Genomic DNA, 23,530 nt, shown 5'->3' with positions numbered 1-23,530 from the left:
GCTGCTATCGACCTGCTGAATGATGGTTTATCGGCTATTTATACTGTGTTCGCTCCTGAATATGATAGCCGAAGCCTCGGTACCTACGCCGTACTCTGGCAGATCCAGGAAACCCAACGGCGCGAATTACCCCATCTTTACCTGGGCTACTGGATCAAAGACTGCAAAAAAATGACCTACAAAACCCGCTACAAACCCATAGAAGCCCTTCAGGATGGGCAGTGGCGTGAAATGAAAGACGAGTGAATTTTTGCCAAACGGCAAGAAATCAGGCAGAATTGCGCAATTTAAAATCACCGAAAAGTTTTCCGAACGAGGTTTTTACTGAATGGCGAAATCAGATGTCATTGAAATGGAAGGCGTTATTGTAGACACCCTTCCCAACACCATGTTCCGCGTTGAGCTGTCAAACGGCCACATTGTGACCGCACACATCTCAGGAAAGATGCGCAAGAACTACATTCGCATCCTGACTGGTGACAAGGTCAAGGTTGAGCTGACTCCCTACGACCTGAGCAAAGGCCGCATCGTTTACCGCGCCCGTTAATACTCGCATGACATCTGAAAAGCCCCGCTAATGCGGGGCTTTTTTGTTACCTCAGATAGCCTCAGCCGGTTCATCTTCGTATTCAAAGACAAGCTCATCGTTCTCAAGCTGGATGAACACATCTCCACCTTTCTCCGATAACCGCCCAAACAGAATCTGTTCTGCCAGCGGCCGCTTGATCTTGTCCTGAATCAGACGGGCCATGGGTCTTGCACCCATCGTGACATCATAGCCCTTATCTGCCAGCCAGGATTTTGCGGCGTCATCCACATGTAGCACCACATGCTTCTCATCCAGTTGGGCCTGCAACTCTGTCAGGAACTTGTCCACCACATGCGTAATGGTTGCCTTCTGCAGATCAGCAAATTGAATGATGCCATCCAGACGGTTACGGAACTCAGGCGTGAAGGTTTTGCTGATAACCTCCATGCCATCCGTGCTGTGATCCTGCTCACTGAAACCGATCGAGCGGCGAGCCATATTCTCCGCACCTGCGTTGGTGGTCATCACCAGAATTACATGACGGAAGTCTGCTTTACGACCATTGTTATCGGTCAGTGTGCCGTGATCCATAACCTGCAATAACAGGTTGAACACTTCCGGGTGAGCCTTTTCAATCTCATCCAATAGCAGCACACAATGTGGATGTTTATTGACAGCTTCCGTCAGCAAACCACCCTGATCGTATCCGACATACCCTGGGGGCGCGCCAATCAAACGGGAGACAGTATGGCGCTCCATATATTCCGACATATCAAAGCGGACAAGCTCGATACCCAGAACTTTAGCCAGCTGCTTGGTCACCTCAGTTTTACCGACACCCGTAGGACCGGCAAAGAGGAAGGCTCCTTCGGGCTTCTCGGGCGCTTTCAAGCCAGCACGAGCGAGCTTGATGGCTGTCGACAACGATTCAATGGCCGGGTCTTGCCCGAACACAACCATTTTAAGGTTCCGCTCCAGATTCCGGAGCAAATCTTTGTCATTAGTGGAGACATTCTTGGGCGGAATCCGCGCAATACTCGCAACAACATCTTCGATATCAGAAACTTCAACGGTTTTCTTACGTTTGTCTTCTGGCTGCAGGCGCTGACGAGCGCCCGCCTCATCAATCACATCAATGGCTTTATCTGGCATATGGCGGTCTGTGATATAGCGATCGGCCAGTTCTGCCGCAACCCGAAGTGCCTGGTCGGTATAAGTCAGATCATGATGTTTCTCAAAGCTGGGTTTCAGCCCTTTCAGAATCTGATAGGTATCCTCGACACTAGGCTCGTTCACATCAATCTTCTGGAAGCGACGTGCCAAAGCACTGTCCTTCTCAAAGATGCCACGGAACTCCTGGAAGGTGGTTGAACCAATGCAACGCAACTCACCGGAGCTCAACATCGGCTTAAGCAGGTTGGAGGCATCCATCACGCCACCGGAGGCGGCTCCAGCACCAATAATGGTATGAATTTCATCAATGAAAAGAATGGCATGCTCTTGTTTCTTCAGATCACTGAGCAAACCTTTAAGGCGTTTTTCGAAATCTCCACGGTATTTAGTGCCCGCTAGTAACGCTCCCATATCCAGAGAGTAAACTACCGCATCCGAAATAATTTCCGGCACCTCGCCGTCGACAATCCGCTTGGCCAGCCCCTCAGCAATCGCTGTTTTACCTACGCCAGCCTCACCCACTAACAAGGGGTTGTTTTTACGGCGACGGGCCAGAATCTGTACCACTCTCTCAACTTCAAGTTCACGGCCAATCAACGGGTCAATCCGGCCCTGGCGAGCCTGTTCGTTCAGGTTCGCAGCATAATTTTCCAGAGGCCGGGCATGACCACCTTCTTCACCTGCCTCTTCCTGAATGTGTTCGCCGCCTTCCTGGTCTTCTGCACCCTGCACACGGGAAATGCCATGAGACACAAAATTCACCACATCAATGCGCGCAACATTCTGCTTTTTGAGAACATAAACAGCCTGACTTTCCTGCTCACTGAAAATGGCAACCAGCACGTTGGCACCGGTCACCTCTTTTTTCCCGGATGACTGCACATGAAACACTGCACGCTGCAGGACACGCTGAAAGCCTAGCGTAGGTTGCGTCTCTCTATCACCGTCACTGGTCGGGATTAACGGAGTCGTCGAATCAACAAACTCAACCAATTCGTCCTCAAGCTGTTTGAGGTCTGCACCACAAGCTTTCAGCACTCCCACTGCCGATTCATTGTCAAGAAGAGCCAGCATCAAATGCTCGACAGTCATAAACTCATGACGCTTGTCGCGAGCATTTTTGAAGGCTGTATTCAGTGTAAGTTCAAGATCTTTGCTCAGCATGGGCTACCCCTAGGTCTGTCAGTCCGCGCGTTCAATCTCGCAAAGCAACGGGTGTTCGCATTCTGAAGAATACTGATTCACCTGTGCTGCCTTCGTTTCTGCGATGTCGCGGGTATATACCCCACATACGGCCTTTCCCTGCGTATGGACGAGCAGCATCACCTGCGTCGCCTTTTCTTCATTCATTCCGAAGAATGTCATCAACACCTCCACCACGAAATCCATGGGGGTGTAATCATCGTTCAGGAGTACCACCCTATACCGGGCGGGGCGCTTCAGAGCGGGCTTTGCGGGTGCAACACTCACACCACCTTGACGCCCGGGTTGTTCATCCTCCCCCTGATTGAATACTAGTAGAGAATTCTCAATTGTCCGCATGGTTCTACTTACCGATTATTCGGATTGCTAACTTAATGTGGTTACCAAGCGAGGCGTTTTCAAGGCAGACCCCCGACTCAGGCATGGGTTATTTATCATTTTTAACATGATACCGATTCCATACCCTGATGAAACAGTTATTCAAACGCCTGTGACTCTTGACTCAGAAACAGTATTGGTCGAGAGTTAACATTCATTGTAAATTAATGTAACGCTATACAGGTGTAGTGTATCCAGGCGCAACCAGACACACGGGATTGCGCGCCGGGGCCGGCACAGAATCATTGCGACCGGTAATAAAGCATCTACTCCAATAATAAGAGTGACAGCAAAGGGACAGGAGAGTTCATCATGCCTAGGGGCAAAGTTAAATGGTTCAACAATGCCAAGGGATACGGCTTCATCATCGAAGATGGCTGCAGCGATGATCTGTTTGCTCATTTCTCTTCGGTTCAGATAGAAGGGTACAAAACCCTGAAGGCGGGCCAGCCAGTCACTTTCGACAAAAAGCCGAGTGACAAAGGCGTTCATGCAGTGAACATTGTGCCAGACGACATTCCTGCACAGAGTTCACGGGAAAACCAGGGCACTCAAACTAACGGCCAGAACCACTCCGATCACGAAGGATACCAATCCAAAGCCGCCAACGCCTGACACCTGGTTCAAGGCGACCTGTCCACTGATTCCTGCCGGTTACAACCGGCGGGATGTTCTTTTTATGCTTTTTTCATTCCGGTCAATCCAGTAGGCTTGTCACCTCAGCCCTTTCGCAACTGACAGGAACCTGTGAATGGCGGAACTGATCCTGTTCAACAAACCCTTTCAGGTACTCAGCCAGTTTACTGACGAACGTACAAGTAACTCCCGAGCAACGCTAGCTGACTGGATAAAGAGTCCCGGGTTTTACCCTGCCGGACGTTTGGATTATGACTCCGAAGGACTTCTGTTACTGACCAATTACGGCCCGCTTCAACACCGGATTTCCTCTCCCCAAAACAAAATGCCTAAAACATACTGGGTACAGGTTGAGGGTGAAATTTCTGACGAAGCCATAATGAAGCTGTGCGGCGGCGTAAATCTTAAAGATGGCCCCACTCGCCCAGCAAAAGCCCGGCGCATGACACCACCAAACGTCTGGCCCAGAGTTCCCCCAGTGCGGTACCGAGAATCCATACCCACCAGCTGGCTCGAACTCACCATTACTGAGGGGCGAAACCGACAGGTACGAAGAATGACAGCGGCCGCCGGCTACCCTACCCTTAGGCTGATACGCTTCCGTATTGGCGACTGGACACTTGATCAGCTTCAGCCAGGAGAGTTCAGACTCGAACGAGTGCACCTTCCTGGCCCCTCAAAGCCAAACATCATGAAGCCGGGCCGCCCTATAACCCGATCCAATAGAGCTGACAGGAGAACTCAAAAGAAATGACCTGGACACCTCACGCCACCGTAGCTGTTATTGTGGAAGACGATCACGGGCGGTTTTTGCTGGTGGAAGAAATCAGTGGTGGTAAGGTTGTTTTCAACCAGCCCGCCGGGCACATAGAAGAAGATGAACTTATTCTGAATGCCGCACGTCGTGAAACACTTGAAGAAACCGGCTGGGAAGTGGAACCAACGTACTTTCTGGGCGTATACACCTACAAAGCCCCTGCTAACGGCGTTACTTACCATCGTTTCTGCTATGCAGCCAAGCCTGTCAGACAAGTCACTTCTGAGCTGGACGAAGGCATCATCGCCCCCCACTGGCTTACGTTGAACGAAATCCGGGCGCTCGGCAGCACGCTACGCAGCCCACTGGTATTGCAGTGCATCGAGGATTACCGAAACGGACGACAATTCCCCCTTGATGTAGTCGTCGACGGACAGACGTAACTCACTCAAGGTGTTAAAATCGCCGCTTTCTCACCGGTTACCAGTAGGCCCATGACTCAAAATCCTGACACTAAAGCCCCTCAAAACACCCGCGTAATCGTCGGCATGTCCGGCGGCGTAGACTCCTCGGTTGCTGCCTGGCTGTTAAAGGACCAGGGCTACCAGGTGGAAGGCCTCTTCATGAAGAACTGGGATGAAGACGACGGCACAGAATATTGCACAGCCATGACCGACCTCGCCGACGCGCAGGCAGTGGCTGATACAATGGGTATCAAACTGCATACTGCCAGCTTTGCCGCTGAATACTGGGACCGGGTGTTCGAGCACTTTTTGTCCGAGTACAGCGCCGGTCGCACTCCAAACCCGGACATTCTGTGTAACAAAGAAGTGAAATTCCGGGCTTTTCTGGACTACGCCATCACACTAGGCGCAGATTACATTGCCACGGGGCATTACACCCGCCAGCGTCCACTGAACGACGGCAGCGGTAAAGCCGAATTACTGAAAGGACTGGATTCCAATAAAGATCAAAGCTATTTCCTGCACGCTGTTTCCGGTGATCGCATTGCCCGCACCTTATTCCCCGTCGGTGAGCTGGAGAAACCCGAAGTGCGTCGTATTGCCGAAGCACAAGGGTTCATCACCCACGATAAAAAAGACTCCACAGGAATCTGCTTCATTGGTGAGCGAAAATTCACCGACTTCCTTAAGCAGTACCTGCCAGCGCAACCCGGAAACATCGAAACACCCGATGGCGAAGTGATCGGCAAACACCAGGGGTTGATGTACCACACGATTGGCCAGCGTCAGGGCCTGGGCATTGGAGGGCTGGCCAAGTTTGGTGACGAACCGTGGTACGTGGCAGAAAAGGATCTCACCAGAAACGTTCTTATTGCCGTGCAAGGTAAACACCACCCTCTGCTGTTTTCGCGAGGATTGGCGTCAGGCCCTATTGACTGGATCTCGGGCGAACCACCTGCTCAACAATTCCGTTGCAAAGCAAAAACACGCTATCGCCAACCAGATCAGGACTGTGATGTTACCGTTATCGACGGTGGCGTAAAGGTCGTGTTTGACGACGCTCAGCGTGCGGTCACTCCTGGCCAGTCTGTCGTGTTTTATATCAATGACGTTTGTCTGGGCGGCGGTGTCATCGAAGAAACCTGGCGTGACGGAGAAGCGCTTCCAGAGCGACTGAACCAGGCAGACACAGCCGGGGAGCATTCATGAGTCGCACCTTGCATGACCAGACTCTAGCGCTTGGTGGACTGTTCCAGGCCGCCGCTTTGGTACAACAAGTCGCGCATAAAGGCACCTGCAGCGAAGAAAGCATGGAAACCTGTCTTCGTTCACTATTCGCTACAGATCCAGCGTCAACGCTGGATGTCTACGGTGGTGAAATTTCTGACATTCGTGAAGGCCTTGAAGCGCTGTCAACATCTCTGGCACAGCAAAGCCGTTCACAAGACGTCGAAATACTTCGTTACGTGCTGAATCTGATTCAACTGGAATCCAAACTGAAGAACAGTCCTGACATGCTTGATGTCATTGGCAATCGCATTGAACAGGCCCGCCACACCGCCAGCCACTTTGGCTACAGCCACAGCAACCTGATCAGTAATCTGGCATCAATCTACGGCGACACCATCAGCACCTTCCGTCTGCGCATTCAGGTTAGCGGCAATCCCCGGGTACTTCAGCAGGATGAAAATGCTTCTAAAGTCAGAGCCTTGCTGCTGGCGGGCATTCGTTCAGCCGTACTTTGGCGGCAATGTGGAGGCCGTCGCTGGCAACTGATTTTCTCCCGGAAAAAAGTCATCAACCACGCCCGCGAGTTGTTGCGCTGATTCGATCCCCGCGCTGGTGTATTATATAGCCCCTAATTTCTAATCCGATTCTTTGATGAACTGAGAGGTTTTCGATGGAACTCACCGCCCTGACCGCCATTTCCCCGGTCGATGGACGCTACGGCAGCAAAGTCAGCGTATTTCGCAGCATCTTCAGTGAATACGGTCTGATCCGTAACCGGGTAACCGTCGAGATCCGCTGGCTACAGAAGCTGGCCGAACACCCTGCAATTACCGAAGTGCCGGCATTCTCTGCAGAAGCCAACGCATTTCTGGACAAAATGGTCAGTGAGTTCAGCCTGGCTGATGCCGAGCGCATTAAAGAAATCGAGCGCACAACCAACCACGACGTTAAAGCGGTTGAGTACCTGATCAAAGAAAAAATCGCTGACGTACCGGAGCTGCACGCCGTTACGGAGTTCGTACACTTTGCCTGCACCTCAGAAGACATCAACAATTTATCTCATGCCCTGATGCTGCGGGAAGGTCTGGACCAAGGTCTTCTGCCCGCCATGGAAAAGGTTGTCGACAAACTCGCGGAACTGTCCAAAGAGCACGCCGAACAACCCATGTTGTCACGTACCCACGGCCAGACAGCATCCCCCACCACTGTGGGCAAAGAGCTGGCGAACGTGGTTTACCGCCTGCGCCGCCAGATCAAACAGATCAAAGCTGTTGAACTGCTGGGCAAGATCAACGGTGCTGTAGGTAACTACAACGCACACCTGTCGGCTTATCCTCAGATTGACTGGGCAGCCAATGCAAAAGAGTTCATTGAACGACTCGGCCTGGACTGGAACCCTTACACCACCCAGATCGAACCTCACGATTACATTGCCGAGCTGTACGACGCCATCGCGCGCTTCAATACCATCCTGATCGACCTGGACCGTGATGTTTGGGGCTACATTTCCCTGGGCTACTTCAAGCAAAAAACCGTGGCGGGCGAAATTGGCTCATCCACCATGCCTCATAAGGTTAACCCAATCGATTTCGAAAACTCTGAAGGCAATCTGGGCATCGCTAACGCCATTTTCGGCCACCTCTCTGCCAAACTGCCGATCTCTCGCTGGCAGCGTGACCTGACCGACTCTACCGTGCTGCGTAACCTGGGTGTTGGTTTCGCCCACAGTCTGATTGCATACGAAGCTACTCTCAAAGGCCTGGGCAAGCTGGAAATCAACCCGTCTCGCTTGAACGATGACCTGAACAACGCATGGGAAGTACTGGCTGAACCCATCCAGACCGTAATGCGCCGTTACAACATTGAAAAACCTTACGAGAAGCTTAAAGATCTGACCCGCGGCAAGGCCATGACAGCAGAAGTCATTCAGAATTTCGTGGAAACTCTTGATATTCCGGAACACGCAAAAGCAGAGCTGCGCACCCTGACTCCGGGAACCTACATTGGCAACGCGGTCGAACAGGCCGGCAACATCTGAACGGGAGTAACACCATGGACATGCTTGGCGGACTGACAGCTTCTGAATTTCTGCGAGAATACTGGCAGAAAAAACCTCTCGTCATCCGTCAGGCTTTCCCTGGTTTTCAATGCCCGGTGAGCCCTGACGAACTTGCAGGTCTTGCCTGCGAAGAAGCCGTTGAATCACGCATCATCATCGAAGATGACGCAGGAAAGCCCTGGCAGCTCCATAATGGCCCATTCACCCCGGAACGCTTCAGTGAATTGCCCGAACAAGACTGGACACTCTTGGTTCAGGGGCTGGACCACTGGGTTCCGGACATCTCAGAGCTGCTCGAGCAATTTCGCTTTATTCCCAACTGGCGCCTTGATGACATCATGGCCAGTTACGCCCCCAAAGGCGGTAGCGTTGGCCCGCATTACGACATGTACGATGTCTTTCTTCTGCAAGCCCAGGGACACCGCCGCTGGACCTTCGGCGGCCAATGTGACCATACCTCACCACGAGTAGATGGCACTCCCCTGCGTATTCTCAGCAGCTGGGAAGGTGAAGAAACCGTAACACTGGAACCGGGCGATATGTTGTACCTGCCACCAGGAATCGGCCATTACGGCATTGCCGAAGACGACTGCATCACTCTGTCTGTGGGCTTTCGTGCTCCGACCATAGATGACCTGCTCACTGGCTATACCGACTATCTGTGTAATCAGGATGGCGCAGCAGAACACCTGGACGATCCGGATCTGGAGGTGCAGGACAACCCCGGCACGATCACATCTGAAGTCATCGATCGCCTTGACAGAGTCATTCGTGAACAGATCAACGACCGTCGCAAACTGGCCCTCTGGTTTGGCCAGTTCACCACAGCGCCCAAAAGTCTGGATATCGTAGTTCCCGCTGATGAGCCCGCCACCCCTGAAGACTTTGCCGAAGCGATCCAGGCCGGTGAGCAACTGCGCTGGAATGAAGGTTCCCGTTTTGCCTACCATGAACTGGATAATGAAACCGCCCTGTTCGTCGATGGTGAACAATACCTGCTGAAAGGTGACGCACGACCTTTCGCACCATTGTTGTGTGCCGGGGCGCACATCAATATGGCTGAACTGTCTGAGTTTTCTGACGATGAAGCACTTCTCGGATTACTGACCACACTTTACAATCAGGGCTCTGTCTACTTCGAGTAAGCGATGACACTGAAATTCCGTAAATACAGCTGGCAATTGGCACCGAAGTCTGTTCGTGACATCCGCCAGAGGGTGTTCATTGATGAACAGAACGTTCCACCTGAACTGGAATGGGACGACACTGACGAGATAGCAGACCACTATCTCGTCGTAGGTCAGAACAATACCCCCATCGCGACAGCCCGCTTGTTCTCAGCCCTCGAGGAAACCGGATACATCGGCCGAATGGCCGTGCTGCCGGAATATCGAGGCCAAGGTATTGGTGAGGCGTTGATACGCCATCTGCTTGAAGAATCTGGTGATCGCTTTCAGGAACTCCGGCTTTCAGCACAGCAACATGCCATAGGCTTCTACCAACGCTGCGGATTTCATATCTGCTCTACACCTTATGACGACGCTGGCATCCCCCACCTGGACATGCGTTGCCTGGCCCCCAAACTGGCCCATGAAGCCACCGACGAACATCCAAACCCACTGATTCTCGGTGCCGACACAGAAAGCTGGTTTTTTGATCAGGAAAGCACATTGTTAAGCTTGATGGACTCGCTGGCAGGCCAGGCGAGGCAAAGGCTATGGATCTACGACCAGGTGCTTGATCACGACCGTTATGACCGTCACCAACTGACCGAATTGGTTTCTGCCGTCGCTCGCCAACACAGGTTAAGTGACGTACGCCTGCTTATACACGATGACAAGCCATTGGTAAAAAAGCGTCATCGATTGATTGAGCTGATGCGCCGTCTCCCCAGCCGGATAGAACTCCGGCTGGTAAATGAAAACCATCCACAGGAAGACCAGCCTTTTCTGCTGGTAGACCGGGAAGGCATTCTTTGTCGGCACGATTTTAACAACCCTAAAGGCTTTGCCAACTTTACGGGCGGAAGACGAATAAAGCTTAAGGAAGAAGCCTTTCAGCGTATGTGGGATGCCGCTCAGCCCTCACTGGAATTGCGAGAACTACCGCTCTGAATCAAGCGGCTGCGATGATTCAAACTGAGCACCGAAGGGTGCAAACTCCTCGTCCACTTCCTCCGCCACTTCCGCGATGAGCTTTCGCAACCACTGATGATCCGAGTTGTGCTGCAGCAGTGGGCTCCAGGCCATCTTCAGTTCAAAAGGCGGGATTTCAAAGGGCGGAACTTTAACCACCAGATTTGCATTATCCTTCTGAAGCCAGGCCGCCCGGGAAGGCAAAGTAGCAATCAAGTCGTGCTGTTCCGCGAGCAACATGGCCACCTGATAGTGTCGCGTAAAAACCGAAATCTGCCTTTTCCGGTCCATCCGGCCCAACGCTTCATCAACCCAGCCCAGTCGCTGAACATCCTTTGGGTTAACCCCGACACCGACACCAAACCCGGTTTTGCTGACCCATATGTGGCTGGCCCCCAGATAGGTATCCAGAGTAAAGGGCTCATTGAGAACCGGATTTCGGGCATTCATCAAACAAGCGAAATGTTCAGTCCAAAGTGTTTTCTGATGGAATGATTGCGGAATCTTGTCAAACCGGTTAATCGCCATATCCAACCTGCCCTGCTCCACGTCCAGAAAACTCACATCACTGGGAGTGAGCACATCCAGGGTCACATGGGGCGCCTCCTGCCGAATACGTCGAAGAACCCGAGGCATTAAGCATGATTCCGCGTAATCACTGGCCATTATCCGAAATACGCGCTGACTGTCTTGTGCGGCAAAGGGTGTCTTTTCCTGAACAGCTTGCTCAATGTCAGAAAGGATAGAACGAACCAGCGGCTGAAGTTCCCGTGCACGCTCGGTAGCCGTCATGCCTTCACTGGTCCGCACCAGAATTGGGTCACCAAACAAATCCCGTAACCGCCTTAAACCATTGCTCATGGCCGGCTGAGTAATCCCCAGATGGTTTGCAGCCTTGGTGACGTTACGCTCCCTGAGCAGTACATCCAGGTACACCAGCAGGTTCAAATCTACACGGGAAATATCCATCTATCGCACCTATGGGTATGAAAATACAGAAAGCCAGCAGCCACTATTATTCAGCAAAACAATATACAGCATCTTAATAATTCATAAAATGAATGCATAATTTACGAATACAATAGAATACGGACGAATAGCAAGATTTCTGCTAGGCTTTCAGAAAGTTACCCAACAACATTAACAGTTGGCGGCCTGCCCTTAATCACCTGTCGCCTACCTGAATTCGGAGCCAGACCATCACCATGGAACCTACTACCATCGTGCTGATACTTGCGGCAATCGTTGCCATATCCCTGGTGATTATTGTCTTTAGCCAAATGCGGGAAAAAGCCCGGATCGAACGCGTTCGAAAAACAACAGCCCAACAGGACAGTTATAACCGGGCTTCACGCTTGCTAACCGAAATTCCAGGACAATACCTGAACACCGACCTTAAGCTCATCTTGCTCAAGCAGATGGAAGATGCCTGCAATGCATTGCTTGCATTGAAATCAGACAAACCCGTTGATAAATGGCTTGAATCCGTGAAACAAATTCAACAACAGGTTATCAGTAAAACGGATCGCTACCCTCCGGTAAAAATTGATTCTCCGGAAAAAGCCAGCTACGTAAAAGAACTTTTACACAGCCTCTTCAAATTGATTGAAAGCATGCATAAAAGTGGTCGGGTAGATTCAGCAACGGCCAAACAAAACCTGAAATACGTGCTGTTTCTAATCCACAAAACCCATGCAGATCTACATGTATTTCAGGCGAGGGACTACATTCGCCACAATGAAACCCGAAAAGCCATTCATGCTTACCACCTGGCCAGCACGGAAATGGGCAAATCAAAAGACAACGCTCTGGCTCTTAAAGCCGTGAAAAGCTTCAGAATCCGAATCAAAGAGCTCGAAGCCAGTCTGCTGGATGGCAATTCCGACGTAAGGAACACTTCCAAACTTGACCAGGAATGGGATAACTTTCTTCAGGATGACGATTCATGGAAGAAACGGGCAGATTACGACAGCTAAAATCAGATAAGAAAGCCAACGCAGGGATAATCACTCAACGTGTTTAACAGATTCAGGCAACGGCTTTCTTACCGGCTCACCCGGGACACTGTTCTGGTAGCCATGGCTCTCGGGCTGATTCTCAATCTCGCGCAAATAACTCTCGACTACTTTACGGCACAAAACGCCATGGACGAGGAAGTTCAGGCGCTACTGAAAATCAGCCACAGCCCAGCCTCGCAAATTGCCTATAACATTGATGTGCGCCTTGCTGAGGAGCTGTTGCACGGACTACTGCGCCACCCGGCCACCATCGATGCGCGCATTATCGACAGCGATGGCCAGACCATGTCATCTGCCAGCAAACGAAGCGCGACCTCACACTACAGATGGATGAGCGACTTTCTGTTCGGCCCAAGCCGCACATTTGATGAGACCCTGCAGGTACCTCAACTCAAAGAGCTGCCACTGGGCAAGCTGGTTCTGACGTTCGACACATATCATTACGGCTTTCAGTTTCTGAATCGTGCCTGCCATACTTTACTGATCGGCTTACTTAAAAGCCTCATATTAACCATCGCACTACTGACAATTTTCTATGTTGTACTGACCCGGCCAATGATGAGCCTTATCAATGCTCTGAGCCAGGTTAACGAGCGCTCCCCGGAGAAAATCCGTCTTCCAGTACCTGACAACCATCAGAACGACGAAATCGGCGCGATGGTTGGCATCATTAACCAACACCTCCAGAACATGGAAAGCAGTGTAGCCAGGCTCCGTAACGCCGAGAGCTCCATAAAAAACTACTCGAGCCAGCTGGAATATGAAGTCGAAGAGCGTACACGAGAGATTTCTGAAAAAAACGAAGCTTTGCAGAGAGGTAATCACGCACTCGTCAAAGCTAAAGAAGATGCAGTTCGAAGAGCTCGCGCAAGAGCCAACTTTCTGGCCAGCATGAGCCACGAAATACGCACACCATTAAACGGGGTGCTCGGCATGCTGGGGCTGGCCCTGGAAAATGAAAATAACCCAGAGCAGAGAAACCGCATTGAAATAGCAGTGAGAGCCGGGGAAAACCTGCTTAACCTCCTCAATGACATTCTAGACATTTCAAAAGTTGAAGCCGGCAAACTGAGCCTGGAAAACATACCCTTTACGGTACGGGGGTTAATTGAAGAGTGTGCAACACTCCATGGCCAGCAAGCCAGACAAAAGCACATTGACCTGATCTGTGAAATCGATTCAAACCTGCCAGAAACCTTTTTGGGAGACCCGACGCGTACCCGGCAAATACTCAACAACTTGTTAAGTAACGCTGTCAAATTTACGGATACAGGCACGATTAAAGTCAGAGCAGGCTATTCCTCTGGCAAGCTCCGAATAGAAGTGATTGATACCGGCATCGGCATGTCCCGGGAAGGTCTGCACAGGATTTTCTCACCATTCTCTCAGGCAGACTCAGACACCACCCGGCTCTATGGAGGAACAGGTCTTGGCCTGACACTTTGCAGACAGCTCGTTGAGCGCATGCACGGACAAATCCAGGTAGACTCGAAGGTCGGCAGAGGCACTCACTTTACTGTCACCTTACCCCTACCTGTTCACGATCAGACACCGCAACATGCCCTGTCACCTCCCGGCGAATCAATTCAACCGGTGCAACCTATGAAGATTCTTTTGGTTGAAGATAACCAAGTGAATCAGATCGTAGCCAGAAGCATTCTGAGAAAACTGGGACACCAGGTTGATCTGGCAGAAAATGGACAAAAAGCGGTTGATGCCATTGAGCAAAATAGCTATGACCTGATATTGATGGATTGCCAGATGCCGGTTATGGATGGCTATGAAGCTACCCGGGTTATTCGCCAAAATCCACGATGGAAAAATTTACCAATTGTTGCCGTGACCGCAAATGTTATGCAAGGCGACCGGGAAGATTGCCTTGCATCTGGCATGGACGACTACATTACAAAGCCCTATAACCGCAAACAACTTAAAGAAGTTATTGCCCGCTGGGCTCCACACCCTCAAGAGCCTCAAGCAGACGCCTGAGCTCACCCCTCAATGCCATAAGACGGTCTGGGTCAACATCCAGACCACATAGTAGCTGTTCCGGAATGTTCACAGCCCTGGAGCGGAGCTGTCGCCCTGTGCCGGTCAGCGAGGCTCTCACCACCCTCTCATCGTCTGAACTACGGTTCCGCTTTATAAGCATCCGTTCTTCCAGCCTTTTCAATAGCGGTGTCAACGTGCCTGAGTCCAGCCGCAAACGCCGCCCCAGTTCAGATACCGTTGGCGACTGCCCCGCCCTGTCCTGCTCCCACAGAACAAGCATCACCAGATATTGCGGATAGGTCAGCCCCAGGTCACTAAGCAGAGGCCGGTATCGTGCCGTAACCGCCCGATTCGCAGCGTAGAGCGCAAAACAAATCTGATTGTCCAGCGCTAACAACTCGTCAACCCCGGCCATTTCAGAGCAACTTTTCGATATCATCCCGGATTTCCGCCGGCTTTACCGTCGGCGCATAACGACGAACCACATGGCCTTCAGCATCAACAAGGAACTTCGTAAAATTCCACTTAACCTTTTCGGTACCCATCAGGCCCTTGGCCTCTTTTTTCAGAAAACGATACAAAGGGTGAGTGCCTTCTCCATTCACTTCAATTTTGGAAAACATCGGGAAATCCACACCATAATTCAGTGAGCAAAACTGGCTGATGGATTCATCACTGCCGGGGTCCTGATTCATGAACTGGTTGCATGGAAACCCCAACACCTCAAAACCTTTATCGCCAAGCTCTTTGTGGAGCTCCTGCAACCCTTCAAACTGAGGCGTAAAGCCGCACTTGGAAGCGGTATTAACGATCAGCAGCACCTTTCCACGGTAGTCAGACATTGCAACGTCATTGCCTTTTACATCTTTGGCACTGAAATCATATATAGATTCGCCAGCCATAAATTTATCCCTCGTTTATCTCAACATCCCAAGTTATATTGTGTACAATTAAATTGTTAAAAACCAGGCTTTTTGCAACTCATTTGAGTGAATAGGAGAGGGGTCACTTTAAGCGCCAGAGATAAACAATCCGATATTCGCCACAATTGAACACATTTGCCCCTGTTACCTTTGCGTCTCACTCCGCTAGAATAGAACGCTTGTGTTACCCCGGGTAACTCTTCCAGACCGTTAGTTAAGGACGTCAGCACACCATGCATAGCTACTTCAAATCCGCCAAACTCGATAATGTTTGTTATGAAATCCGCGGCGTAGTTCTGCGTGAAGCGCGTCGGCTGGAAGAAGAAGGCCACCGGGTACTGAAACTGAACATTGGAAATCCTGCGGCTTTTGAACTGGACGTTCCTGAAGAAATTCAGCAGGACGTGATTTACAACATACAGCAGGCTCAAGGCTATGTTGAGTCCAAGGGGCTGTTCTCCGCCCGCAAGGCTGTTATGCACTATTGCCAGCAACGTGGTATTGGCAAAGTCGATATCGACGATATCTACCTGGGTAATGGCGTCAGTGAGCTCATCGTAATGTCCATGCAGGCCATGCTGAACACCGGCGATGAAGTACTCATCCCCGCCCCCGACTATCCTCTGTGGACAGCCGCTGTCACTCTATCCAGCGGCAAACCCGTGCATTATCGTTGTGATGAGCAGCAGAACTGGTTCCCGGATATCGATGACATCAAAAAGAAAATCACGCCCCGTACCAAGGCAATTGTTCTGATTAACCCGAACAACCCCACAGGTGCTGTGTATTCCGAAGAACTACTGCACCAGGTGATTGAATTAGCCAGAAAGCACAGTCTGATCATTCTGGCGGATGAGATCTACGACAAAATTCTTTATGACGGCACAGTCCATACGTCCATCGCCTCATTGGCGGAAGATGTCCTGTTCTTCACTTATAACGGCCTGTCCAAAAACTATCGTGCGGCCGGATACCGTTCTGGCTGGATGATCATCAGCGGTGCTAAGCATCGGGCAAAAGACCTTATCGAAGGCATCGAAATGCTTTCGAACATGCGCCTCTGTGCAAACGTACCAGCTCAGCTTGCCATTCAAACAGCGTTGGGTGGCTACCAGTCCATCAACGATTTAGTTGCACCAGGCGGCCGTCTGTACGAGCAGCGCGAAGTAGCCTGGAGAATGCTGAACGACATTCCCGGCGTCAGCTGTGTGAAGCCTCAGGGCGCACTTTATATGTTCCCGAAACTGGACCCAAAAAAATTCCCCGTTCTGAACGATGAAAAACTGGTATTAGATCTTCTCCTGCAGGAAAAGATTCTGCTGGTTCAGGGGTCAGCTTTTAACGTCGATGACCAACAGCATCTCAGAGTCGTGTTCCTGCCCAGAGTCGATACCCTGGTGGATGCGATGAACAGACTAGGTAACTTCCTTGAGCATTACCGCCAGTAAAAGGGTGCTGACGTGGCCGACATTCACGTAGAAGAGTTTTACAAGGACGTTGCCATCGCACTGGTCCAACTTTACGCTGCCTTCCCGCGGCGTATTAACCTGTTTGTGGAAGACATCGCAGGGCAGGATGACACTGATGAGTTTGGCCTGCACAGCAACCGGCACATGGCATGCTTTGGCGCCCTGCTCTGGCTTTCAGAAGAGGGATTTTTACGTTATGTCGACACTATCCGGCAAGAAGCACTCGATCAGGCTGTGCTTACACGAAGTGCTTTCATTCGCCTGAGCGCCCCTGCACCTAAAGCCCTGGTTTCAAAACTCAGAGCACAACCTCCGGCACAAGAACTGCCACTGTCTGTACAGAAAGACCTATCCACCTACATTCATTTGCTGCGCAGTGCCCTGAAAAGCGGCAGCTCAAGTCAGATCAGTCTCGCGGTTCAGTCAGCGTTTTTTATGGATGTCAGCGAGGACACCTTTCATTAAAGGACGTTAAGCCCCTTGAAGACATGAATGCAATCCACATATAACAGGCAGAAAGACAACGATTTCCGGCGTACATTTAGACAGGAAAACTCTATGCGCATTCTGCTGTTTTTAGCTACAAACCTGGCCGTTATCCTGGTTGCGAGCTTTACCCTCCGCCTGCTCGGCGTAGACAGCTACATGGCCCAGCAGGGAATCGACTACAGCTCACTGCTAATATTCGCGGCAATATTCGGATTTACCGGTTCGTTCATTTCCCTGCTTATATCCAAGCACCTGGCAAAATGGAGCACCAAGGCACGGATTATTGAATCTCCCCGTACGCCAGCTGAGCGCTGGTTGGTAGATACGGTAGCCGAACTTGCCAGGAAGGCGGGCATTGGTATGCCTGAAGTTGCGATTTTTCCAGCCTCCCAATCCAATGCATTTGCAACGGGCTGGAATAAAAACAACGCTTTGGTTGCCGTCAGCGAAGGCCTGCTGCACAGATTTAACAAAGAGGAGATCACCGCAGTGCTTGGCCACGAGATCGGCCATGTAGCAAACGGTGATATGGTCACTCTGACCCTGATACAAGGCGTGGTAAACACCTTCGTTATATTTGCATCACGAGTGATTGGCTCATTTGTGGATCGTGTAGTCTTCAAAAATGAAAACGGCCACGGCATGGGCTTCTTCATTGTCAGCATCGTGGCGGAGATGGTCCTTGGCATTCTGGCGAGCACCATCGTGTTCTGGTTTTCCCGTCGCCGGGAGTTCCGGGCAGACATTGCCGGCGCACAACTAGCCGGTCGAGGCGCCATGATCAACGCCCTGGCCCGCCTGAAACAGGAAAGCGAAGTGCCTGATCAAATGCCGGATACACTACAGGCTTTCGGTATAAACCGTGGTGCCCGAGCGGGCCTTTCAGCCTTGTTCATGACCCACCCGCCACTTGAGGACCGGATTGCTGCACTCCAGAAGGCAAGTCTGTAAGCTTTACTGTCATAAATAAGAAGGGGCGCAGATGCGCCCCTTCTTATTTATGACCTGCACTCTTTCTGACTAGATATTCAGCTTGAAACCCATGGCTCTGAAACGATCCTGCAACGATTTACTACTGCCCTTGAGCTGGATTTTCAGACTAGAGCATTCCCTGCGCACAGGATAATCCCGGCGCAGGCGATCAAACGCCTCCGCTCGCTCGTCTTGTGAACCCTTCATCGTACGCCTCAACCGAAGATCGTCTTGCCTAGGGTCATAGCAAGCGCTCAGAGCAAGCCTGATGGCTTCATCTTCAACCGCATTACGAGTGAAAGACATCTTGCTCAACGCCGGTTCGGGTAAAAACTGCCCCGCCTTTTTACGCACTGGCAGCCCCAGGAAACGACAAAGCGCCTGATATACCATCTCGGTACCCTGCACTTTGCCTTCCAGGCTATACCCGGCAATATGGGGCGTCGCCAGCCAAACCCGATCCACCAACTCCGGATTGATACGAGGCTCATTCTCCCAAACATCCAAAGCAACCACAGGCGCATTTGCCTGGGTGAGTCGGCGCATCAAGGCCTCAGAATCAATAACCTCACCCCGGCCAGCGTTGATGAGTAACTGCTCAGAACTCAGGGCGGCCAACTCCTGATCCGACACCATATGATACGTTGCGTGATCACCGGTTCGGGTCAAGGGCGTGTGCAAGGTCACCACATCGCACTTGAGGACGTCACTCAGACACACGAACTCCTCATCAGAGCCTGATTCGTCTTCTTCTCTGGGTGGGTCGCACAATTTCACGCCGAAACCAAGACGGTCCAGCACTCTGGCCAGTTCGCTGCCCACATTGCCGGCTCCAACGATCCCTACACTCAGTGTTGACCAATCATCAATTCCAAGCTGGTCAGCAAACAAAGAAACAACCGCAAGGACATACTCCGTTACACTTCGCGCATTACACCCAGGCGCTGCGGTAAAGCCGATACCCTGCTCTTTCAGCCACTCCACATCAATATGATCGGTTCCTATGGTCGCCGTGCCAACAAAGCGAACCCGCGTACCTTCAAGAAGTTCGCGGTTCACTTTCGTCACCGAGCGCACCAGGAGAATATCAGCATCTTCGACCTGGCTCCGGTTAAGAGTCCTGCCAGTAACCCGGCGAATCTCACCAATATCGCCAAAAAAGGAGTCGAGTAATGGAATATTCTCATCTGCAACGATCAACATAACCTGCTCTCCAAAACCCCGATTAATTCCGACGGGAGCGCTGCGGGCCCCGACCGCCAGAATTACGCCCCCCCGTGCTACGGCCGGATTGTGGCCTGCGGCCACCGCGTTTCCGGGTAATTGGCGGGTTTTCCATGGCGACCATCAGGTCTTCTTCTGGTATACCGGTTTTCAGCTTCTGGCTGATATAGGTTTCTATAGCCGGCAATGCATAAGAGTCATCTTCGCCGGCAAAACTGACGGAAACGCCAGTCTTACCCGCTCGACCAGTTCGACCAATGCGATGCACATAATCTTCGGCATTCTCCGGAAGATTGTAATTGAACACGTGGGTCACGCCATTAACGTGAATACCCCGTCCAGCCACATCTGTAGCCACCAACACCTGAATTTCCCCTTTCTTGAACTGATCCAGGGTTTTCAGGCGCTTGTTCTGGGCGATTTCACCAGACATCAGGGATACCTTGACTCCCTGATTCTTAAGATCTTCTTCAAGATCCCTGCACTGGTCTCTGCGATTAGCAAACACAATCGCCTTTTCTACTTCCGGGCGCTTGAGGTAGTTCACCAGCACCGGAAGTTTGTCCTCGTCCGATACCAGGTAGACAGTTTGTTCTACCCGCTCCGCCGTTTTTTGTTCCGGTTCGATCTCAACAAACTCAGCACCTTGAGTCCACATGGAAGCGAGGTTCAGAACATCCTGATTAAAGGTGGCGCTAAACAGCAACGTCTGGCGATCTTCTTTAGGCGTACACTTGCGAATAATGCGTTTCACATCGGGGATGAAGCCCATATCCAACATCCGGTCAGCTTCATCCAGGATCAGAATATCCAACTGGTCGAGAAACACATCCTGTGAGCCCAGGAAGTCGATTAACCGGCCCGGAGTAGCAACCAGAATATCGACTATTTCGTTTTGCAGTTGCTCACGCTGCTTGTCGTAGTTCATTCCGCCGACAACCGTGACAACATTGTGCCCGGTGTATTGGCATAAATGCTCTGCATCTTTGGCAATTTGCATAGCCAGTTCACGGGTTGGCGCCAGTGCCAGCACCCGAGGCTCCGATGCAAACCGGTCGCTTTCATTTATCGGAGTTTCCAGCAGCGTCTGAATGGCGGTAATCAGAAAAGCGGCGGTTTTACCCGTGCCGGTCTGGGCTTGTCCAATCAGATCTTCACACGCCAGAGTCCACGGCAGAGTTTCTGCCTGGATTGGTGTGCAATATTCAAAGCCGATTTTGCTAATGGCATCTAGCAGGCGTTGGTCCAGATTCAAATCACTGAAGCGCAATTTGCCGGTGTCTTTTATGTCAGATGTCATAGAGTTTCAGTTATCCTTATTTGATCGTGTCCAGTGCCCGTAGCTGCGATGCGAACCCTATCGCGAGCCCAGCTATCTTTAAAACGAGCTGAAGTATTGTAGAAGTGCATGAGCGTATCGAAGAATTGCTGCGCCCGCTCTGGCAGACCATGTTCCAGATAGTGAGCAGCCTGATGACAAACGTTTTCCCGAAAAGCCTGCTCGTTGGCAGCACCACCGCCAGCCAGATTATCCACACTGATATGAAACCGGGACCCAGCCGCCAGCGACAACAACCACTCAATGGCTTGTGGTTTTACTTCAACGCGTTCAAAAGCCTGCTGCTGCTCCGGCGTTCGCCCGTCAGGACAATACCAGTACCCATAGTCATGCAAAGTACGCCGGTACTCACCAGCCAGGCACCAGTGGGCAATTTCATGCAGGGCACTGGCGAAAAAACCGTGGGCAAAAACCACCCTGGCAAGCCCATCGGGTTCACCTGCCGGGAGGTATTCCGGTTCATCACTGCCTTTGACCAGAATAGTCCGGTAGTTTTCCCGGAACAGGTCATTAAACAGCATGATAAGATCGTCTGGATTGTGATTCATCGGTTAGCTATTGTGCGACTTTACAGCAGGCAATACCAGAGGGAACTTTTCACAGCCCTCCGGGTCAATTTCCGCCGTAACGACTTTACGCATTTACGACACAGGATATTAAAAGATTCATGACAGTGCTTCCTTTAATTCAGCGCATCCTTCGGCCAGCCTTGCCGGCAATTCTTACTCTATGCGCACTGTGCACCGCGATCTTACCTACAATAGCCTATGCGTCAGGAAACTCTTTCTTCAATAATAATTCGAACGACGGATTCCTGCCGGTCGATGAAGCTCTACCCTTTAACTACATTACCGATACCGATGCCGTTGTATTGTCCTGGAATATTGCTCCGGGGCATTATCTCTATAAAAGCCGCATCAAGATTATGGCAGTGGATAAATCTGTCACTGTCGGGCAGTTTGAATTCTCGCTCCCTGGAACTCTTACCGAAGACGAATTTTTCGGTGAAATGACCGTTTTTTTCGAGCCGGTTAACGTTCGCGTACCGATCACACTGCCAGAAAATGCATCTGAAGCAGAACTTCAGGTGAGCTATCAAGGCTGTGCAGAAGCCGGACTGTGTTACCCCCCCCAAACCAAAGACATTCTGTATTATCCAGGCAAAGGTGCTGCAGAACCGACGGCAAGCCGTAACACCTCCAACGCAAATCCGCTAAATACCGGGGACACCTCCAGCGCCACCGGACTGGCAGGATTGTTGTCCAGCCAATCCATCTGGATGATTGCAGGCGTCTTCTTTTTATTGGGGCTTGGGCTAACCTTCACACCTTGCGTGCTGCCAATGGTCCCCATCATTTCCAGTATGGTTTCCGGGCAGAACACGCGTACCACAGGGCAAGCACTCCTGCTTTCGGGGAGTTATGTTCTGGGCATGGCCATTACCTATGCTGCAGCAGGCGTTATTACCGGTTTACTTGGCGCCAGCTTTAACCTCCAGGCGCAACTGCAGTCACCTTGGGTTCTAGGGGTCTTCGCTACCTTGTTTGTGATATTTGCTCTCTCGATGTTCGACATGTTCGAAATCCAGCTTCCAAGAGCCATCAGGGAGCCGCTTAATGATGCCAGTCAGCGCATGACCGGCGGGCGGGTACTCGGCATTTTTGGCATTGGTGCACTTTCTGCCTTGATTGTATCGCCCTGCGTATCTGCACCATTGGCCGGCAGCCTGCTTTATATTTCCACCACTCAGGATGCCGTGATTGGGGGCATGGCCTTGCTCGCATTGGGCCTGGGCATGGGCGTTCCACTTATTCTTGTTGCCGTTGGGGGGCGCAAACTCCTGCCAACGACCGGCCGCTGGATGACTACAGTCAAACACTTCTACGGCGTTATGCTGCTGGCTGTTGCGATCTGGCTGATTGAGCGACTCATTCCAGCCTGGGCAGGGCTGAGTTTGTGGGGGGCGCTGGTCACCATTACAGGCGTACAACTGGGTGCGCTTGATACCGCTAAAGCTGGCTGGGAACGCACTCGCAAAGGGCTAGGACTTATACTGTTCGCTTATGGCCTGGCGTTACTGGCAGGAGCCGTCAGCGGTGCCACTGACCCTCTTCGCCCGCTGGCTCCGTTCACCGCTGCGGCCGAGGGCTATCAGAAGAACACTCAAAACCATGCCGCTTTCAAAAGGCTGGAAAACCCGGAACAGATTCGCACTCTACTCGCCAGTGCCGGGGAAACAGGACAACCGGTGATGCTGGATTTTTATGCCGACTGGTGCATCTCCTGCAAGGTTATGGAGCGCAATGTCTTCAATCAGCCTGAGGTCATTCAGGCCTTGGCACCGTATACCTTGCTGCAGATCGATATGACAGACAACACACCTGAACAGCAGGCATTTCTGGATGAATTAGGCCTGTTCGGGCCACCTTCCATCCTGTTCTATGGAAGCTCCGGGCAGGAGTTGGCCGAGGCCAGAATTCTGGGAGAGATGGACAAACAAGAGTTCCTTGCCCACCTGAACAAGCTGCCATAACAGCTCT

Annotated in this window: 23 protein-coding genes and 1 pseudogene; 16 read left to right on the top strand and 8 right to left on the bottom strand. The window is 51.5% G+C overall.

Annotation, left to right across the window (positions count from 1 at the left end):
• A pseudogene (locus ABYA77_RS03935) lies at positions 1 to 246 on the top strand (arginyltransferase); the annotation flags it as partial.
• 82 nt (positions 247 to 328) lie between these two features.
• Positions 329 to 547, top strand: a complete 219-nt coding sequence (infA, locus tag ABYA77_RS03930) for a translation initiation factor IF-1 (protein ID WP_372964635.1) — start codon at positions 329 to 331, stop codon at positions 545 to 547.
• Positions 548 to 598: 51 nt separating this feature from the next.
• On the opposite strand, the gene clpA is transcribed toward infA, so the two are convergent.
• Together clpA and clpS are read right to left on the bottom strand one after the other, a co-directional pair.
• Complete coding sequence (clpA, locus tag ABYA77_RS03925) at positions 599 to 2,866, bottom strand: ATP-dependent Clp protease ATP-binding subunit ClpA (protein WP_372964634.1); 2,268 nt, start codon at positions 2,864 to 2,866, stop codon at positions 599 to 601.
• Positions 2,867 to 2,884: 18 nt separating this feature from the next.
• Positions 2,885 to 3,244: an ATP-dependent Clp protease adapter ClpS gene (gene clpS / locus ABYA77_RS03920; RefSeq protein ID WP_372964633.1), complete on the bottom strand. Its 360-nt coding sequence runs from the start codon at positions 3,242 to 3,244 to the stop codon at positions 2,885 to 2,887.
• Positions 3,245 to 3,595: 351 nt separating this feature from the next.
• Here clpS and ABYA77_RS03915 point away from each other — a divergent pair, with 351 nt between their 5' ends.
• The 8 genes from ABYA77_RS03915 (at position 3,596) to ABYA77_RS03880 (ending at position 10,543) form a co-directional block, all read left to right on the top strand.
• Positions 3,596 to 3,898, top strand: a complete 303-nt coding sequence (locus ABYA77_RS03915; RefSeq protein ID WP_372964632.1) for a cold shock domain-containing protein — start codon at positions 3,596 to 3,598, stop codon at positions 3,896 to 3,898.
• A 136-nt stretch (positions 3,899 to 4,034) separates the two neighbouring features.
• Positions 4,035 to 4,673, top strand: coding sequence for a pseudouridine synthase (locus ABYA77_RS03910; protein ID WP_372964631.1), 639 nt, complete (start codon positions 4,035 to 4,037; stop codon positions 4,671 to 4,673).
• Entirely contained in the window at positions 4,670 to 5,119 is a 450-nt protein-coding gene (locus ABYA77_RS03905; RefSeq protein WP_372964630.1) for an NUDIX hydrolase, read from the top strand. The genes ABYA77_RS03910 and ABYA77_RS03905 overlap by 4 nt, the downstream gene beginning before the upstream one ends.
• 51 nt (positions 5,120 to 5,170) lie before the next feature.
• The gene (gene mnmA / locus ABYA77_RS03900) at positions 5,171 to 6,349 is read left to right on the top strand and encodes a tRNA 2-thiouridine(34) synthase MnmA (RefSeq protein ID WP_372964629.1); all 1,179 of its coding nucleotides are present in this window, start codon (positions 5,171 to 5,173) and stop codon (positions 6,347 to 6,349) included.
• Positions 6,346 to 6,966: a high frequency lysogenization protein HflD gene (hflD, locus tag ABYA77_RS03895; protein ID WP_372964628.1), complete on the top strand. Its 621-nt coding sequence runs from the start codon at positions 6,346 to 6,348 to the stop codon at positions 6,964 to 6,966. The genes mnmA and hflD overlap by 4 nt, the downstream gene beginning before the upstream one ends.
• A gap of 74 nt (positions 6,967 to 7,040) precedes the next feature.
• Positions 7,041 to 8,408 carry an adenylosuccinate lyase gene (gene purB, locus ABYA77_RS03890; protein WP_372964627.1) on the top strand — a complete coding sequence of 456 codons (1,368 nt, stop codon included), beginning with the start codon at positions 7,041 to 7,043 and terminating at the stop codon, positions 8,406 to 8,408.
• A gap of 14 nt (positions 8,409 to 8,422) precedes the next feature.
• Entirely contained in the window at positions 8,423 to 9,574 is a 1,152-nt protein-coding gene (locus ABYA77_RS03885; RefSeq protein WP_372964626.1) for a JmjC domain-containing protein, read from the top strand.
• Between the two features lie 3 nt (positions 9,575 to 9,577).
• Positions 9,578 to 10,543: a GNAT family N-acetyltransferase gene (locus ABYA77_RS03880; RefSeq protein WP_372964625.1), complete on the top strand. Its 966-nt coding sequence runs from the start codon at positions 9,578 to 9,580 to the stop codon at positions 10,541 to 10,543.
• Here ABYA77_RS03880 and ABYA77_RS03875 read toward each other — a convergent pair.
• On the bottom strand, positions 10,532 to 11,533 hold the full coding sequence (locus ABYA77_RS03875; protein WP_372964624.1) for a LysR family transcriptional regulator: 1,002 nt from the start codon (positions 11,531 to 11,533) through the stop codon (positions 10,532 to 10,534). The two genes, ABYA77_RS03880 and ABYA77_RS03875, sit on opposite strands and share 12 nt — an antisense overlap.
• 236 nt (positions 11,534 to 11,769) lie before the next feature.
• On the opposite strand from ABYA77_RS03875, the gene ABYA77_RS03870 reads away from it, so the two are divergent.
• Together ABYA77_RS03870 and ABYA77_RS03865 are read left to right on the top strand one after the other, a co-directional pair.
• Positions 11,770 to 12,540, top strand: coding sequence for a hypothetical protein (locus ABYA77_RS03870; RefSeq protein WP_372964623.1), 771 nt, complete (start codon positions 11,770 to 11,772; stop codon positions 12,538 to 12,540).
• A gap of 39 nt (positions 12,541 to 12,579) precedes the next feature.
• Complete coding sequence (locus ABYA77_RS03865) at positions 12,580 to 14,571, top strand: ATP-binding protein (RefSeq protein ID WP_372964622.1); 1,992 nt, start codon at positions 12,580 to 12,582, stop codon at positions 14,569 to 14,571.
• On the opposite strand, the gene ABYA77_RS03860 is transcribed toward ABYA77_RS03865, so the two are convergent.
• Complete coding sequence (locus ABYA77_RS03860) at positions 14,522 to 15,013, bottom strand: MarR family winged helix-turn-helix transcriptional regulator (RefSeq protein ID WP_372964621.1); 492 nt, start codon at positions 15,011 to 15,013, stop codon at positions 14,522 to 14,524. The two genes, ABYA77_RS03865 and ABYA77_RS03860, sit on opposite strands and share 50 nt — an antisense overlap.
• Entirely contained in the window at positions 14,991 to 15,476 is a 486-nt protein-coding gene (locus ABYA77_RS03855; protein WP_372964620.1) for a glutathione peroxidase, read from the bottom strand. The genes ABYA77_RS03860 and ABYA77_RS03855 overlap by 23 nt, the downstream gene beginning before the upstream one ends.
• Positions 15,477 to 15,730: 254 nt before the next feature.
• Between ABYA77_RS03855 and ABYA77_RS03850 the strand changes: the two genes are divergently transcribed.
• From ABYA77_RS03850 to htpX, 3 genes are all read left to right on the top strand, one after another.
• Entirely contained in the window at positions 15,731 to 16,945 is a 1,215-nt protein-coding gene (locus tag ABYA77_RS03850; RefSeq protein WP_372964619.1) for a pyridoxal phosphate-dependent aminotransferase, read from the top strand.
• A 12-nt stretch (positions 16,946 to 16,957) separates the two neighbouring features.
• On the top strand, positions 16,958 to 17,431 hold the full coding sequence (locus tag ABYA77_RS03845; RefSeq protein ID WP_372964618.1) for a hypothetical protein: 474 nt from the start codon (positions 16,958 to 16,960) through the stop codon (positions 17,429 to 17,431).
• 93 nt (positions 17,432 to 17,524) lie between these two features.
• Positions 17,525 to 18,406 carry a protease HtpX gene (htpX, locus tag ABYA77_RS03840; RefSeq protein ID WP_372964617.1) on the top strand — a complete coding sequence of 294 codons (882 nt, stop codon included), beginning with the start codon at positions 17,525 to 17,527 and terminating at the stop codon, positions 18,404 to 18,406.
• Positions 18,407 to 18,475: 69 nt separating this feature from the next.
• Here the strand turns inward: htpX and pdxB are convergent, their stop codons facing one another.
• The 3 genes from pdxB to ABYA77_RS03825 are packed head-to-tail and all read right to left on the bottom strand — an operon-like array spanning position 18,476 to position 21,511.
• Entirely contained in the window at positions 18,476 to 19,630 is a 1,155-nt protein-coding gene (gene pdxB, locus ABYA77_RS03835; RefSeq protein WP_372964616.1) for a 4-phosphoerythronate dehydrogenase PdxB, read from the bottom strand.
• Positions 19,631 to 19,652: 22 nt separating this feature from the next.
• Positions 19,653 to 20,951, bottom strand: coding sequence for a DEAD/DEAH box helicase (locus ABYA77_RS03830; RefSeq protein ID WP_372964615.1), 1,299 nt, complete (start codon positions 20,949 to 20,951; stop codon positions 19,653 to 19,655).
• Complete coding sequence (locus tag ABYA77_RS03825) at positions 20,948 to 21,511, bottom strand: elongation factor P hydroxylase (RefSeq protein WP_372964614.1); 564 nt, start codon at positions 21,509 to 21,511, stop codon at positions 20,948 to 20,950. Before ABYA77_RS03825 ends, ABYA77_RS03830 begins: the two co-directional genes overlap by 4 nt.
• 146 nt (positions 21,512 to 21,657) lie before the next feature.
• On the opposite strand from ABYA77_RS03825, the gene dsbD reads away from it, so the two are divergent.
• The gene (gene dsbD / locus ABYA77_RS03820) at positions 21,658 to 23,523 is read left to right on the top strand and encodes a protein-disulfide reductase DsbD (protein ID WP_372964613.1); all 1,866 of its coding nucleotides are present in this window, start codon (positions 21,658 to 21,660) and stop codon (positions 23,521 to 23,523) included.
• Positions 23,524 to 23,530 lie beyond the last annotated feature (7 nt).

This window comes from Marinobacter sp., assembly GCF_041595835.1.
Lineage (GTDB): Bacteria > Pseudomonadota > Gammaproteobacteria > Pseudomonadales > Oleiphilaceae > Marinobacter.
The sequence above is the reverse complement of the archived record's forward strand: the minus strand, read 5'-3'. Positions and strand labels throughout refer to the sequence as shown.